This window comes from Polynucleobacter sp. 39-46-10 (assembly GCF_002282275.1).
The window spans coordinates 1-16,357 of record NZ_NCJB01000085.1; the positions used below are offsets into that span (position 1 = coordinate 1).

Consider the following 16,357-nt stretch of genomic DNA (forward strand, 5'->3'; position numbering starts at 1 on the left):
TAAAGATCCTCATAGACCTGCATATATGGCAACTCAGCAGCAATGGCAATGGCACGAACCACACAGTCACCAGCCCCACCCTTAAAACCAGCAAGCCCTCTACCTCCATCATTTAACTGAAAGCCAAGTGCTTGTCCACGGGTGTCAGAAAGCATAGCAAATGGATTTAAGAAGCTAAACATGTGGTCGCTAGTAACTTAAGAGAGTTTTCGGAAAAGAAAAATGGACTTGCCTTGCGACAAATCCATTTCATCTTGAGGTCAAAGAGCAGAAGAATTAGGCGTGAGCCTTCTTCACTTCCAAGCGCCATGCATGAAGCAAAGGCTCTGTATAACCATTCGGCTGCGCTAGACCTTTAAAAATCAGATCGCTTGCTGCTTTATAGGCATAAGAGTCTTTGAAATTCGGCATCATTGGCTTGTACAAAGCATCACCTGCATTTTGACCGTCAACTACTTTAGCCATGCGTTGCAAAGTCTCGTTCACCTGAGCTTCAGTCACGATACCGTGCAATAACCAGTTAGCAATATGCTGACTAGAAATACGCAAGGTTGCGCGGTCTTCCATCAAGCCAACGTTATGAATATCAGGCACCTTAGAGCAACCAACACCCTGATCAATCCAGCGAACTACATAACCCAAGATACCTTGGCAGTTGTTATCTAACTCTTGCTGAATCTCTTCTTTAGACCAGTTGGCTTTTTCCACTACCGGAATAGTCAACAAATCATTAATCAAGGCTTCAGCTTCAGCAGCAGTATCTAACTGCTCCATCTCTTTTTGTAACTGGGCTACGTTGACCTGATGGTAGTGCAAAGCATGCAATGTTGCGGCCGTTGGTGAAGGAACCCAAGCTGTATTTGCACCCGCCTTTGGATGAACAATTTTTTGCTCAACCATGGCTTTCATCAAATCTGGCATTGCCCACATTCCTTTACCGATTTGAGCGCGACCACGTAAGCCACAATCCAAACCAGCCAGAACATTACGACGCTCATAAGCAGATAACCACTTACTAGTCTTCATATCGCCTTTGCGCATCATTGGACCCGCATGCATTGCTGTATGCATTTCATCGCCAGTGCGATCGAGGAAGCCGGTATTAATAAAGGCAACGCGAGCACCAGCAGCAGCAATCGCCGCCTTGATGTTGGCGCTCATGCGACGCTCTTCATCCATGATGCCTAACTTCACAGTATCCGCAGGCAAACCAAGCAACTTTTCAACGCGACCAAAGAGTTCAGCTGCAAAAGCCACTTCTTCAGGGCTATGCATTTTTGGCTTAACAATGTAGACGGAGCCTTTACGAGTATTACCAATAGCCTGTGTTGCTGGGCGATTAATGTCATACAAGGCAATCAACACAGTAACCACTGCGTCTAAGATACCTTCGTAAATCTCTTTGCCTTCGCCAGTGATGATCGCTGGGTTAGTCATCAAGTGTCCGACGTTGCGAAGGAACAGCAAAGAACGGCCATGCAATGTCACCATACCATCCTTAGCATCAACAGCGCCAATGCCAGCTGTGTATTTGCGATCTGGATTTAATGTACGGGTGAATGTCTTGCCACCCTTGCTAACTTCCTCCACCAAAGTCCCTTTGAGAATGCCTAACCAGTTGTCATAAGCAACAACCTTGTCATCACCATCAACCGCAGCGATCGAATCCTCCAAATCCAAAATAGTAGAAAGCGCAGCTTCGAGCACAACATCATTTACACCAGCAGCATCAGTAGCGCCAATGGTTTTGCTCTTATCGATTTCAATATCGATATGCACACCGTTATTACGCAAGAGTACTGAAGAAGGAGCAGAGGCGTTGCCTTGGTAACCAACAAATTGCTTCTCATCAGCAAGACCAGTTTTGCTGCCATCTTTAAGGCTGACAACCAACTTATTGCCATCCACTGAATAAGCGGTGGCGTCTGCGTGTGAACCTTTGGCCAGCGGTGCAGATTGATCTAAGAATTTGCGAGCAAAGGCAACAACCTTGGCACCACGAATCGGGTTGTATCCACCAGCTTTGGTAGCGCCATCTTCTTCAGAGATAACGTCAGTACCATAGAGAGCGTCATACAAAGAGCCCCAACGTGCGTTGGCCGCATTTAATGCATAACGCGCATTCAGGACCGGGACTACCAACTGGGGGCCGGCTTGGAGAGCCAACTCATCGTCCACATTCTTGGTGGTGCCAACAACTTTTCCAGGCACTTCATCTAAATAGCCAATTTCTTTGAGATGCTTGCGATAGGTAGGCATATCTTTGATTGGGCCAGGATTGGCTTGATGCCATTTATCTAAATCCACCTGCAAACGATCACGCTTAGCAAGTAATGCTTCATTTTTTGGGCTCAAGTCTTTGACGATTTCATCAAAACCCTTCCAAAAGTCTGCGCTTTTAATGCTTGTTCCAGGCAAAACTTTATCTTCAATAAAGCGATAAAGCGGTGTAGCCACTTGTAGGCTATTACATTGTGTACGTGCAGTCATCTCAAAACCTCAAAACAAAAATATAAATTAAATATGCAAAAGTTGAACAAGATTTCTCTTATTAACCCTTGAATGGATGTTGCAGAAGAATCGTTTCATCACGTTCTGGTCCTGTTGAGACCATAGCGATCGGCTTTCCTGCAACTTCTTCGATACGACGCAGGAACTTCTGTGCCTCTATTGGGAGTTTGTCCCATTCATCCTCATAAATTGGTTCACAGCGCGCCACGGCTTCAGCACCGCGCGGCAACACATCAAGTTTTTGACCATCTAAGTTGTAGCCAACACAAAGACGAATCGTCTCAAAGCCATCTAAGACATCTAGCTTGGTAATGCAAAGACCGGATAGGCCATTAATCTGAATGGAGCGCTTCAAGGCAGCAGCATCTAACCAACCAGTGCGGCGCGGGCGACCCGTAACTGAGCCAAACTCCTTGCCAACTTCAGCCAAACGAATGCCCGCTGGATCCTGCTTGGCCGGATTATCAAAGTCATATAGCTCACTTGGGAATGGACCAGCACCAACACGAGTGCAATAGGCTTTTGTAATGCCTAAGATGTATTGCAATGAGTCGGGGCCAACGCCAGATCCAGCAGCTGCATTACCTGCTACGCAATTACTTGAAGTCACATAAGGATAAGTGCCGTGATCGATATCTAGCAAAGTACCTTGTGCACCTTCAAATAATAAATTTTGACCGGCCCGCTCTGCTGCATATAAAGCGCTAGAGACATCAACAACCATAGGCTTGATGCGCTCAGCATAAGACATGGCTTCTTCTAAAGTCTTTTGGAAATCCACTGGCTCTGCACCATAGTAGTTGGTGAGCATAAAGTTGTGATATTCCAAGTTCTCACGCAATTGAGCTGCGAACTTTTCTGGATAGAACAAATCTTGTACACGTAAGGCGCGACGGGCCACCTTGTCTTCGTAGGCTGGCCCAATGCCGCGACCAGTAGTACCGATCTTGGCATCGCCACGTTTTTTCTCACGCGCATGATCAATTGCAACGTGATACGGAAGAATCAATGTTGTAGCTTCAGAAATCTTCAAGCGAGACTGTACATCCAAGCCAGCAGCTTCTAGCTCGCCGATTTCTTTAAACAGCGCTTCTGGAGAAAGTACAACACCATTACCAATATAGCAAATGACATTCTTGTGCATGATTCCTGATGGGATCAATCGCAAGATTGTTTTCTTGTCACCAATAATTAAGGTGTGGCCAGCATTATGTCCACCTTGAAAACGTACAACCGCTTGAGCATGGTCAGTTAACCAATCGACTACTTTGCCCTTGCCCTCGTCACCCCACTGGGTGCCAATGACTACGACGTTACGACCATGATCTTGTTGCTTTGAAGACATAATGAAATCCAAAAGGTAATTACAGAATTAGTACGTTATTAATAAAGCGAGTTATTTCTTTTTTACTTCCCATAAGCTGCCCTGCTTTACTAGCTCACGATCACAAATATATTCAGCGGTTTCTACAGCATCACCACTCATCGCCTGAATCACTACTTCACCAGCACCGCGCAACTCAGCGATCTTGCTAGCTAAGACTACATCCACAGCCCAAGGGGCTACGATGGCAGACTTTCTTTGCGCTACTGGGGCAAGATTAGCCAGAGTCAATAAATCCATTGAAAAGCCAGTAGCGGGACGAGGACGTCCAAACGCATGGCCAACATGGTCATATCTACCGCCACGAGCAATCGGCTGAGGCAACTTATCAACATAAGCTGCAAACATCACGCCACTGTGATATTGGTAACCGCGTAAATCCGCCAGATCAATACTGAGCTCAACATCGCCGGATAATGCAGCAGTTGCTGCAGCCAGCATTTCTAATTGAGCTATAGCTTCATCAATCAACTGATGTTTTGGTAAGGACTTTTTAGCACTGGCCAGTACCTGAGCACAAGGACCGTTTAATTCAGTAAGCGCCATCAATGCTTCTGCAGATTTGGCTGGCAAGCATTCAGCCCAAATCGCTAAGCGAGGTCTGTCCTTACTTTGCAGCAAGCTGTAGAGCGCCTCGATATCACCCTTCTTTAGATTATGCCCATCCAGAATTCCCTCTAGCACTCCTGCATGTGAGAGGTCCAGGTAAACCTTGTTCAGGCCAGCCACATTCAAGGTCTGCAATAGTAATGAGACTGCTTCAAAATCTGCTTCCCAAGTGGCGCATCCATAAATCTCTGCGCCAAGTTGCAATTCCTCACGAGCAGAACTACCCACTGGAGCGCGAGCATGAGCAACAGAACCTGCATAGCAAAGACGAGTTACGCCTTGACGATTGAGTAAATGCGCATCAATCCGAGCAACTTGCGGCGTCATGTCAGCACGTAGGCCTAATGTACGGCCAGATAATTGATCGACCAATTTAAATGTTTGTAAATTGAGATCAGAACCAGTGCCTGTCAGCAAAGAGTCTAAGAACTCCAAGATCGGAGGGGCAACTAGTTCATAACCATAAGATTGGTACAAATCCAGAATGGCACGACGCAGAGTCTCTACCTTACGAGCCTCGGCCGGCAAAACATCAGCAATATCTTCAGGAAGTAACCAACGATTCATGATCTGAAATATTCACTTTTAATTTTTTTTGTGTAAGAACTTAAAGAACTCGCCATTTGGTTCAACCACCATGACATCCCTCTTATCTTTGAAGGAGCTACGGTAAGCCTGAAGACTTTGGTAGAACTGTGCGAACTGTGGATCACGTCCAAAAGCATCGGCATATAAAGCGGTAGCTCTTGCATCGCCAGAACCTTTAATCTTCTGCGCTTCACGATAGGCTTCGGCCAAGATTGTGTCACGCTGACGCTCTGCATTTGCCCGAATCTTGTCGGATTCAGCAGCACCAGTGGAACGCAATTCATTGGCGACACGTTTACGTTCTGCCTCCATGCGCCTATAAACGGAATCGCTAATCTCAGCCAGGAGGTCTACACGCTTGAGTCGAACGTCAACAATCTCAACGCCAATATCAGATGCATCATCGGCTACTTTTTTACGAATACCCTGCATCACTTGCTCGCGTTGATCTGAGATGATCTCCCTAACAGTGCGTTTAGTGAACTCTTCGTTCAATGCGGAGCGTACTAACTGTGTGAGGCGATCTTGCGCTAAACGCTCATCACCCTTAAAGCTCACGAAGAACTTACGGGGATTAACAATGCGCCACTTAACATAAGAATCCACCAGGAGATTTTTCTTCTCTGAGGTAATAAAGCGCTCTGCTTCAGGGGTATCGATTGTCAAAATGCGACGATCAAAAAAACGGACGTTTTCAAAAGGCGCTGGTAGCTTCACTTGCAAACCAGGTTGTTCAATCACACGCACAATTTGCCCGAATGAAAACACCACAGCAAAGTTACGCTGATCTACAACAAAAATACTAGACGCCAGAATATAGCCCAGAGCAATCAAGCCACCAATAGCGGCCAAGAGACGATTTGCATTCATTATCTTGAATCCCCTCTATCGCGGCTTCTGAGGCCCTCTCGTTTTTCGGAAGCGCCAGCACTAGAAGTATTGCTAGTACTTGGGCTAGTTGCATTGTTACTGAATGGGGCTGCTGGATTACCTGTTGTACCACCCACAGTTACGGAGCCAGTAGGCGTGGAGGCGGGAGCTTGACCAGTGGCAACTTGAGTGCTTTCTGCACTCACCTGCGCAATGATCTTATCGAGAGGTAAATAGAGCATGCTATTGCTCTTGGTGGTATCGACCAATACTTTGGACACATTGTTGTACATCTCACGCATGCTATCAATGTACATACGATCACGCGTTACACCAGGTGCTTTTGCATACTCAGTTAAGACTTGCTTGAAGCGATTCGCATCACCCTCAGCCGTTGCAACCACTCTAGCCTTGTAACCTTCCGCTTCCTGAATGAGTCGATCGGCCGTACCTTTGGCGCGCGGAATGATGTCATTAGCATAGGCCTGACCTTCACTCTTCAAGCGCTCTTGGTCTTGACCTGCTTTTACAGCATCATCAAATGCGGCTTGCACTTGCTCTGGGGGTTGAACGTTTTGAACAGTCACGCTGGTGACATAGATGCCGGTTTTATAGCTATCTAGAATTTTCTGGATCGAGGCTGCCAAATCAATTGCAATCTTTTCACGGCCTTCGTAGAGGACGGTATCCATCTTGCTACGCGCCACAATTTCGCGCACTGCAGTTTCTGCAGCTTGCACCACAGTCATATCGGGATCGCGATTGTTAAATAAATAATCTGTTGGATCTTTTAAGCGGTACTGAACAGCAAAGCGCACATCAATGATGTTTTCATCTTCAGTCAACATTGAAGTATCTTTTTGATTAGTTGCTTTAATCAAAATGGAACGGCCCACCTCGACAGAGCGCACCCCTGAAACATTGACAGTTTGCTCGGCCTGAACTGGCCAAGGCATGCGCCAGTTAATGCCAGGGCCAGCCGTGTATGCATATTTACCAAAGGTGGTAACCACGCCTGACTGCCCCTCTTGAATAATGTAGAAACCACTAAGAATCCAAATTAATGCAACACCACCAGCAGCCAACATCACGCTAGCTTTAGAACCAAAGGGGTTGGTGAAGTTGAAATTGGGTGCGCTCATGCCGCCGCCACCGTTACCACCGCCATTGCCGCGCTGAGACGGCGGAGGAATGTCAGTGCTATTCGGTTTGTTAGCAGGCTTGCTTGAGCTTGCGCCGGGTTTTTTCTTGCCACCAAAAATACCGCTGAGGCGATCATTGAAATCACGCCACAACTCATCTAAATCCGGCGGGCCATCAGGCTTAGCAGGTTGATTGTTTGGTCTTGGGGTGTTTGGCTGAACCTCTACAGGTTTTTCAGCATCTGGGTTACCAGGTTCAGCTTGAGGGGATTGCTCACTACCCTGCCCACTTTTAGCATCTTTAGATCCGCTACCTGGGTGACTGTTGCCCCAGCCCGGATCATTGACCGAGAACAGCTCGAGAAATTTACGCATCGTTTGGTGAATATTTTCGGTTGGAAATCGGGTTAAATTCAGAAGTCTCTGGTCGTTCGGGTAAAGGAGCTAAAAACTCATCTGGGTCCATTTGGACCTTGGCACGATTCTGCTCGACCCTTATTCTATCAGTCATTTGAGAGCATTCGGCGAGTGCTGAACGCAATAAATCAAGGCCTAGGCCCGTCTTGGCGGAAAGGAAAATCTGGCTCGGAATTCCCTCGGAATCACGGACCAGGACAGCCCCTTCGGTAAAGGTCTGAGGCATCTGGTCAATCTTGTTCATGACCTCGATGCGGGGGATGTCGTCAGCTCCAATTTCACGCAAAACCGCCTCTACTTCAGCCTTTTGTTCCCTAGCTACTGGGCTGCAAGCGTCAATCACATGCAAAATCAGGTCAGCATGGATGGTTTCATCCAAAGTAGCCCTAAATGCCTCTACCAGCTGATGGGGTAATTCGCGGATAAATCCAACCGTATCGGAGACGACAATTGAGCCTACGCCATCCAAATGCACCTTGCGGGAGGTGGTATCTAGGGTTGCAAAGAGCTGATCAGCAGCATATGTCCCTGCTTTTGTAAGGGCATTGAACAATGTGGATTTACCGGCATTGGTATAGCCAACCAAAGAGACCGAAAAGACATCCTTACGATTACGGGCCCTTCTTTGGGTTCTTTGTTGGCGCTGGAGCTTCTCCAACTCTGTTTCTAGACGCTTTGCCTTAGTAGCCAGCATCCGTCGATCTAGCTCCATCTGAGTTTCACCAGGACCACCTCGAACCCCAATACCACCACGTTGACGCTCTAAGTGACTCCAGGCGCGCACTAATCTAGACATACGATAACGTACTTGGGCTAGCTCAACCTGGGTTTTACCAATATGGCTTTGCGCTCTTTGACTAAAGATATCCAAAATCAGGCCCGTACGGTCCATGACATGAAAGCCGATATGGCGCTCTAGATTGCGCTGCTGTGTTGGGGATAGTGGATGGTTGAAGATCACCAATTCGGCGCCTTGCTCTTCCATCACTTTTTTAACTTCATTCGCCTTACCTGAGCCAATGAATAAAGCAGGATCGGTTTTACCCTTACGGGCAATCACACTCGCTATTGGTATAGAGCCGGCACTGTCAGCTAGAAGGCTGAGTTCTGCCATGCTGTCCGCAAAATCCTCGCGACCTGTATCAACCCCAACCAGAACGGCACGTGCCGCATCTACACCTGTTTTATACAGAGCTAACTTCTTCCGTGCGGAACTCCACTGCACGAGCAGGGACGATTGTGGAAATGGCGTGTTTGTAAACCATCTGTGTCACGGTATTGCGCAATAGGACTACATATTGATCGAATGATTCAATATTGCCTTGCAGCTTGATACCGTTAACAAGATAGATGGATACAGGGACATGCTCTTTGCGCAAGGCATTGAGGAAAGGATCCTGTAGTAATTGGACTTTGCTGTTATTCATACTGCTCCTTATTGATTTTTATACGCTGCTTCTATTTTGGGAGTCTTGCTTTTTTTATTCAATAATCTACTACCAAGAACCACTGTGAAATGCTAACTACAACTGTCTACCTCAAACATAAGGGGTCTGAAGTCAGAAAATCAAGCCCCTTATTTAAAAAATATCTAAAACTGTACGCGTTTTTACTTCTTTTTGCCTTTATCCGCATCAACGTACGGGTTTTTGGCAGTATTCATCTGGATTCGCAATGGGGTGCCGCGTAACTTGAAGACATCTCTAAAGCGACCTTCTAGGTAGCGCTTATAGCTATCCGTTACGCCACTTAATGAAGTTCCATGAATCACCACAATTGGAGGATTCATACCACCTTGGTGGGCATAGCGTAATTTTGGACGACCCATACCGACACGCTTAGGCTGCTGATGCTCAATCGCCTCTTGCAAAATACGGGTGAGTTTTGGTGTTGGTAATTTAGCCATGGCTGCCGCGTAGGCCAAATCAACATCCTTAAATAACTCTTTAAGACCGGTGCCTTTTTTAGCGGAGATCGGATGCACGTTTGCAAAATCAAGGAAGCGCAGCTTTTGCGCAATCTCTAAACGTGCACGCTCTTTCACGTAGACATCCAAACCATCCCACTTGTTCACAGCCACTACTAATGCACGCCCTGCTTCAACAATAAATCCAGCAATATGTGCATCTTGCTCTGAGATATCTTGTTGCGCATCGAGCATCAAAATAACCACATTGCAATCGGCAATGGCTTGCAAAGTTTTAACAACTGAGAACTTCTCAATCGCTTCAAATACTTTTCCACGGCGGCGAAGCCCTGCGGTATCTACCAAGATGTATGGTTTACCGTTACGTTCAAAGGGAACTTCGATTGCATCACGTGTTGTACCTGGCATGTCAAATGCAATCACGCGCTCTTCACCGATCAGCTTATTGATCAAGGTCGATTTACCAACGTTAGGACGACCTACTACCGCAATCTTCATTGGGCGATTGGGATCATTTTCTAATTCTTCTGGTTCTGGCTCTGGAATACCTAAAGAATCTAAAGCATCATCGATCAAACCACGCACACCATCACCATGTGCCGATGAAATCGGGAAGGGCTCACCAAGACCTAACTCATGAAAGTCCGCAGTAACCACGCCAGCTTGCATACCTTCAGTCTTATTTACCGCCAGAATGACTGGTCTACCCGTCTTGCGCAAGAAATCTGCAATCACGCGATCTTGAGGCGCCATACCCAAGCGGCCATCCACTAAGAAAATAACAATGTCAGACTCAGCAACTGCCTGCTTAGTTTGCTTGGCCATCTCGGCAACAATGCCGGTCTTGGCTACCGGCTCAAAACCACCCGTGTCTACGCAAATAAACGCGCGCTCGCCAATGCGACCTTTGCCATAGTGACGGTCTCGGGTTAAGCCCGAAAAGTCCGCAACCAAAGCATCACGTGAACGCGTTAAGCGGTTAAAGAGTGTCGATTTACCAACGTTAGGACGGCCGACAATAGTAATTACTGGATTCATTTTGGACTGTACGCCGCTAGTTTTCCACCTTGAGACTGAATCAAGATGAGGCCGTTCACCGCAATGGGTGCGGCTGTGATTGGACTACTGTCATGACGAATGCGTGACAGCATTTCACCATTCGCTTGTGAGAGTGCATGCACGTAACCTTGCGCATCACCCAAGAGTAATACCTTGCCAACTGCCATCGGCTCACCTACATCTCTAAATGTCAGCTGGGTATTTTCCCAAACTTGTGAACCATCCTTCACCGCAAAAGCAGTGACGTAAGACTTTTCATTGGATGAGAAAACCAGCTCAGGACTTTGCGCTGTGCCGGTGTAACTTGAGTAATCTTTAAACCACAATAAATTACCTGTACGCGCTTGACCGCAACCTACGCGACCCTGATAAGAAACGGCGCAAATAATTTCACCATCCATACTTGGCTTCGCAGTGACATCATTGAGGCGCTCAATCTCAGAGAAACCTTTTGGAAATGAAACCGGAGTCTCCCAGACTAGCCCACCATTTGCAATGGCAATCATGCCAAAACGACCACCAGCAAAGCCTGTGACGATCACTTCATTGCCAATCGCGAGCATGCCATAGCCAACGCGTAATGACAAGGCAGATTGTTGACGCTGGTAAGTCCACTTACGAACACCCGTCTGTGCGTCAAGACCAACAAAGCGGCTATCCAATGTACGAATAATCACTACACCGCCGGCTACTACTGGCTCTGATAACACTTCACTACCAACACTCACATTCCAAATGGGTTTGCCAGTGTCGTCATAAGCGTAAACGGTGCCTTTAGTTGTTACGACCGCAGTTGTGCGACCATCAGATCCAGGTCCAATGGATAAGCGATCCGGCACGGAGACTTCCCACACCTTATTTCCAGTCATCAAATCAATCTTGGTGAGATTGCCGCGATGAGATGCTGCATACACCGAATCACCCACTACCGCAGGATGAAAGTTAAACGACTCTGATGAACCAACGCTAGTTGACCATACTGGCGCTAATTCAAACTGATTATTAACTTGCACGAGCTCAGCTGGCTTGCGTACACGTGAGCCACCAGAGCAGGCTACCAAGGCAAATACTACAGAGCCCAATACAAGGGCTGTGCTTGCTAGTTTTGCTACACGTTTGCAATCCATCATCACTGAGCTACTCCTCCGACGGCATCTAATTTAACCTTCAAGAGACGACGTGCCTCTTCAGGGAATTCTTTTGCATCATTTAACTGCTTCCAAGCAGCCTCATAACTCTTGCGTGCATCAGCCGTATTCTTTTGAGCCAAATACCAGTCACCACGACGCTCTAGCCACAAAGCCTCAAAACCTGCGACTGGCCTGTCTTTCAGAATTGCATCGGCCTCAGCCAAATCCTTTTCAGAACCCTGTTCGATTAATTGTGCTGCCAAGCGTAATTTGGCTAAAGCTAAATATCCCTGATCAGATGCATTCTTGGCGGCCCAGCGCAAATAACCCATCGCCTTTGCAGAGTCGCCTGCATCAGAAGCAATCTTTGCAGCCACTAGACTCGACATCGCTGCATAAGGGGTGCCAGAAAATTGCTTTTGTAAATCATCTGCAGCACGCAAGGTTTGATCTTTATCACCCTTACCAATAGCAGTAACCATCGTCTCATAGAGTTGTGATGCTGCAGCAGCTTGGCTAGTACGCCACCATTGATATCCACTATAAGCTGCATAGGCAAATAAAGCCGCTGTCACTACACCAGTAATGAGGTTGCGATACTTTTGCCAAAATGCTTTAAGTTGATCTAATTGTTCTTGTTCTTCTAGGTCTAAAGGCATGTCAATCCAAGCTAATAAATACAGTATTAATAATTGTCTTAATTCTATTCGGTGGCGCCAACTATGGCATCAATTACCGCTTCCACGACGCCGTCAAGGTCTACCGCCTTCTGAACGCCAGTACTACGTAAATCCTTGAGTTGAGCCTCATTTTTAGCCAGCTCATCTGGCCCAATAATGACAGCATAGGCTGCCCCACTCGCATCTGCCTTCTTCATTTGTGACTTAAAGCTGGCAGCCTGACCATCTTGAGGGCAAAACAGGATGACATCGATGCCAGCATTCCGCAGGCGCTCAGCAATAATCATGGCAGCAGTCAAAGTCTCGCCACCCTGGTGAATGACAAAAGCATCGCATTGAGCCTGAGGTTCTGGCAAGGAACCAGAAACTTTCATTAATTCTAGGACGCGCTCCATGCCCATGGCCCAACCGCAAGCTGGAGCAGCTTTACCACCCATGCGCTCAATCAAAGGGTCATAACGACCACCACCAGCAATCGTGCCCTGAGCACCTAACTCTTCGGTAATCCACTCAAAAACAGTCAGGTTGTAGTAATCGAGGCCACGTACCAAGCGAGGGTTGATCTTGCAAGGAATGTTATTTGCCTTGAGTAATGCCTGAACTGCGTCGAAATGCTTGAGTGACTCTTCACCCAAGAAATCCAATAGCTTCGGTGCGCCTTCAATCAAATCCTGCATTGCTGGATTTTTAGTATCCAAGATACGCAATGGATTACTTAGCAAACGACGCTGCGAATCTTCATCTAACTGCTCTTTGTGTTTCTCAAAGTACGTTACTAAAGCAGCGCGATGTTCTGCACGCTCAGGAGCCTGTCCTAAAGAATTAATCTCTAGTCGTACACCCTTCAAGCCGAGTTCATCCCATAGGCGTTGGCCCATCAAAATGATTTCAGCATCAATATCCGGACCAGCAAAGCCCATCGCCTCAATACCAAATTGATGGAACTGGCGATAGCGACCACGTTGTGGACGCTCATGACGGAACATTGGACCTGTGTACCAAAGACGCTTTGGTCCTTCATACAGAAGATTGTTCTCAACTACAGAGCGAACTACAGCGGCAGTACCTTCTGGACGTAATGTGAGTTGCTCACCATTGAGGCGATCCTCAAAGGAATACATTTCCTTTTCAACGATATCTGTTACCTCACCAATGCCACGTTGGAATACGGCAGTCGCTTCAACAATTGGGGTACGCAAAAACTCGTAGCCATAGGCGCGAGTGAGATCACGCAAAACATGCTCTAAATGTGTCCACTGTGCAGCATCTGCTGGCAATAAATCATTCATGCCGCGAACGCCATTAATTTTTTGGATCTTTTGTGTTTTAGCTTGATCGGTCATGATGTACGTTGATATTTCGTAGTTATTCTTATTGTGTACTTAAACTTAATTTATTTCGGCGCGTAATTCAGATTCACATACTCATCCACAATGACCTGAAACTCTTGGGCAATATTCTCGCCACGCAAAGTCTTCACCTTGACACCGTCCACGAACACAGGTGCCGCTGGAGTCTCTCCAGTGCCAGGTAACGAGATGCCAATATTGGCGTGCTTACTTTCACCTGGGCCATTGACGATACAACCCATAACCGCAACATTCATTGCCTCAACACCCGGATGGGTTTTTTTCCAGACCGGCATTTGTTGACGTAGGTAGGACTGAATATTCGCAGCCAATTCTTGGAAGGTGGTGCTGGTTGTTCTACCGCAACCAGGGCAAGCAATCACCATGGGCGTGAAATTACGCAATCCCATGGTTTGCAAAATCTCTTGCGCCACAATAATTTCATTCTCGCGTGGGGCGCCTGGATCAGGAGTTAGCGAGACCCGAATGGTGTCACCAATACCCTCTTGCAACAGGATACCCATTGCAGCTGTTGAGGACACAATACCCTTACTGCCCATGCCCGCTTCCGTTAGACCCAAATGCAATGGGTAATCCGATCTTCTAGAGAGATCGCGGTACACCGCTACTAAATCTTGCACATTACTCACCTTGCAAGACAACAAAATTTGATTGGGGTTCATGCCGAACTCGACTGCTTTTTCTGCGGACTGTAATGCGGACTGAATCAATGCCTCAATCATCACCTCTTGTGCAGTCTTTGGAATTGGCAGCGCCGCATTCGCATCCATAATGCTTGCCAACAAGTCTTGGTCCAAGCTACCCCAGTTCACACCAATCCGAATCGGCTTGTCATATTTACAAGCGGCTTCGATCATTTGTGCAAATTGCGGATCGCGTTTAGCGCCCTTACCTACGTTACCTGGATTAATGCGATATTTAGATAAGGCTTTGGCGCACTCTGGATAGTCATTTAATAAAGTATGGCCGTTGTAATGGAAGTCGCCAATCAATGGCACCAAAACATCCATCTTGTCCAGTAGCTCACGAATATAAGGTACTGCTTCTGCAGCAGCTGGTGTGTCTACCGTAATGCGAACCATCTCTGAGCCAGCACGGGCCAACTCTTTAACCTGAATAGCAGTAGCAACTGCATCTGCAGTATCGGTGTTGGTCATAGACTGAACGCGCACTGGTGCGTCGCCACCCACTGTAATGATGTTCGTTTTCCAGGCAACCATTGCCTGACGTGTCGCTCTCTTAGGCGACGGGCCTAAAGGCAGCTTTGGGAGATTGCTAGATGAGTTACTCATGGGACTTGTTTTGTGAAATCAGTCGTCTAATCTTTTGAGCCATTGCACTGCGTGCTCAGGCTGATACTCAGGCTCAACTTCTTCATCTAGACTTTCAACATCATCAGCTTGATCGAGATTGATCTGCTTGTCATGCACGGCACGCTCGCGCACTCGGGTGCGATCAACTACATCACCTGCTAATTGGCCGCAGGCTGCAGCGATATCATCGCCACGAGTTTTACGAACTGTTGCCACCATGCCAGCATCTAACAATATGCTGGCGAAGGCATGAACGCGTTGGGCTGATGAGCGCTTTAATCCAGACTCTGGGAATGGATTAAATGGAATGAGGTTGATCTTGCACTTGATGTTCGCTAACAAGCGCACCAACTCTTTTGCCTGAATGTCAGAGTCATTGACACCATCGAGCATGCAGTATTCAAAGGTTAAGAAATCCCTTGGGGCAAAAGGTAAATACCGTTCGCACGCGGCAAGCAATTCTCTTAAAGGATACTTTTGATTCAGAGGAACGAGTTGATCACGTAGCTTGTCATTCGGTGCATGCAATGACACCGCTAAAGCTACCGGGCAATCTTGTGCCAAACGATCAATCATCGGTACGACGCCTGAGGTAGAGACGGTTACACGACGACGTGATAAACCATACGCTCTATCATCGAGCATTAAACGCAAAGCAGTCACGACGTTGTCATAGTTGAGCAAGGGCTCACCCATACCCATCAAGACCACATTGGAGATCACGCGACCTGTGTGTTCCCAGCCCGGCGTTGGGTATTTCTCAATACGGCGAACTGCATTCGGATCAGTGCGGAGCAAATGCTCTGCAAACCAGAGTTGGCCAATGATTTCACCGGCGGTGAGATTGCGGGAGAAGCCTTGATGTCCTGTAGAACAAAAACGGCAATTGACCGCACAACCAGCCTGAGAGGAGATGCACAAGGTGCCACGGTCATCTTCAGGAATAAATACTGACTCCACAGCATTGCCAGCTCCAACATCCAGTAACCACTTACGGGTACCGTCTGCTGCATGCTCATCTTTAATCACTGGGAGAGAGAGAACTTCTGCTTTATCGAGCAGCGTTGCTCTAAAGCTTTTTGCCAGATCACTCATGTCGTTGATGTCAGAAACACCACGTTGGTGTATCCACTGCATGAGTTGCTTCGCCCGAAAGGGCTTTTCATTCAACCCCGCGACATACGCTGCCATTTGGTCAGCGTCAAAATCTAAGAGATTTACGCGCGGGGAGGTCAATGCGCCTACTTGTGTATTAAATAGGTTGTTCGTTAGCAATCGTGAATTAACGATTGAAAACGTTCATGCCAGCGAAGAAGAATGCAACTTCGACAGCAGCAGTTTCAGGAGCATCAGAGCC

Annotated in this window: 13 protein-coding genes and 2 pseudogenes; all 15 read right to left on the reverse strand. The window is 47.2% G+C overall.

Going from position 1 to position 16,357, the window contains the following annotated elements:
• Positions 1–182: pseudogene (locus tag B7X71_RS08405) on the reverse strand (hypothetical protein); the annotation flags it as partial.
• Positions 183–276: 94 nt separating this feature from the next.
• On the reverse strand, positions 277–2,490 hold the full coding sequence (locus tag B7X71_RS08410) for a malate synthase G (protein ID WP_293600513.1): 2,214 nt from the start codon (positions 2,488–2,490) through the stop codon (positions 277–279).
• A 61-nt stretch (positions 2,491–2,551) separates the two neighbouring features.
• Entirely contained in the window at positions 2,552–3,856 is a 1,305-nt protein-coding gene (locus B7X71_RS08415; protein WP_293600514.1) for an adenylosuccinate synthase, read from the reverse strand.
• 51 nt (positions 3,857–3,907) lie between these two features.
• Positions 3,908–5,071 (reverse strand): ATP phosphoribosyltransferase regulatory subunit, encoded by a 1,164-nt coding sequence (locus B7X71_RS08420; RefSeq protein WP_293597838.1) that lies wholly within the window; start codon positions 5,069–5,071, stop codon positions 3,908–3,910.
• 18 nt (positions 5,072–5,089) lie between these two features.
• Positions 5,090–5,962, reverse strand: a complete 873-nt coding sequence (gene hflC / locus B7X71_RS08425) for a protease modulator HflC (RefSeq protein ID WP_293597837.1) — start codon at positions 5,960–5,962, stop codon at positions 5,090–5,092.
• Complete coding sequence (gene hflK, locus B7X71_RS08430; protein ID WP_293597836.1) at positions 5,962–7,479, reverse strand: FtsH protease activity modulator HflK; 1,518 nt, start codon at positions 7,477–7,479, stop codon at positions 5,962–5,964. Before hflK ends, hflC begins: the two co-directional genes overlap by 1 nt.
• Positions 7,472–8,677 carry a GTPase HflX gene (hflX, locus tag B7X71_RS08435; RefSeq protein ID WP_363926855.1) on the reverse strand — a complete coding sequence of 402 codons (1,206 nt, stop codon included), beginning with the start codon at positions 8,675–8,677 and terminating at the stop codon, positions 7,472–7,474. The genes hflK and hflX overlap by 8 nt, the downstream gene beginning before the upstream one ends.
• 28 nt (positions 8,678–8,705) lie before the next feature.
• Positions 8,706–8,948 carry an RNA chaperone Hfq gene (hfq, locus tag B7X71_RS08440; RefSeq protein ID WP_015421243.1) on the reverse strand — a complete coding sequence of 81 codons (243 nt, stop codon included), beginning with the start codon at positions 8,946–8,948 and terminating at the stop codon, positions 8,706–8,708.
• Positions 8,949–9,130: 182 nt separating this feature from the next.
• Positions 9,131–10,486, reverse strand: coding sequence for a ribosome biogenesis GTPase Der (der, locus tag B7X71_RS08445; RefSeq protein WP_293597834.1), 1,356 nt, complete (start codon positions 10,484–10,486; stop codon positions 9,131–9,133).
• On the reverse strand, positions 10,483–11,637 hold the full coding sequence (gene bamB, locus B7X71_RS08450; RefSeq protein WP_293597833.1) for an outer membrane protein assembly factor BamB: 1,155 nt from the start codon (positions 11,635–11,637) through the stop codon (positions 10,483–10,485). Before bamB ends, der begins: the two co-directional genes overlap by 4 nt.
• Positions 11,637–12,296, reverse strand: coding sequence for a tetratricopeptide repeat protein (locus B7X71_RS08455; RefSeq protein ID WP_293597832.1), 660 nt, complete (start codon positions 12,294–12,296; stop codon positions 11,637–11,639). Before B7X71_RS08455 ends, bamB begins: the two co-directional genes overlap by 1 nt.
• 44 nt (positions 12,297–12,340) lie before the next feature.
• Positions 12,341–13,660: a histidine--tRNA ligase gene (gene hisS / locus B7X71_RS08460; RefSeq protein ID WP_293597831.1), complete on the reverse strand. Its 1,320-nt coding sequence runs from the start codon at positions 13,658–13,660 to the stop codon at positions 12,341–12,343.
• Positions 13,661–13,710: 50 nt separating this feature from the next.
• Positions 13,711–14,979, reverse strand: coding sequence for a flavodoxin-dependent (E)-4-hydroxy-3-methylbut-2-enyl-diphosphate synthase (gene ispG / locus B7X71_RS08465; protein ID WP_293597830.1), 1,269 nt, complete (start codon positions 14,977–14,979; stop codon positions 13,711–13,713).
• 18 nt (positions 14,980–14,997) lie between these two features.
• Complete coding sequence (gene rlmN, locus B7X71_RS08470; RefSeq protein ID WP_293597829.1) at positions 14,998–16,236, reverse strand: 23S rRNA (adenine(2503)-C(2))-methyltransferase RlmN; 1,239 nt, start codon at positions 16,234–16,236, stop codon at positions 14,998–15,000.
• Between the two features lie 46 nt (positions 16,237–16,282).
• A pseudogene (locus B7X71_RS08475) lies at positions 16,283–16,357 on the reverse strand (nucleoside-diphosphate kinase); the annotation flags it as partial.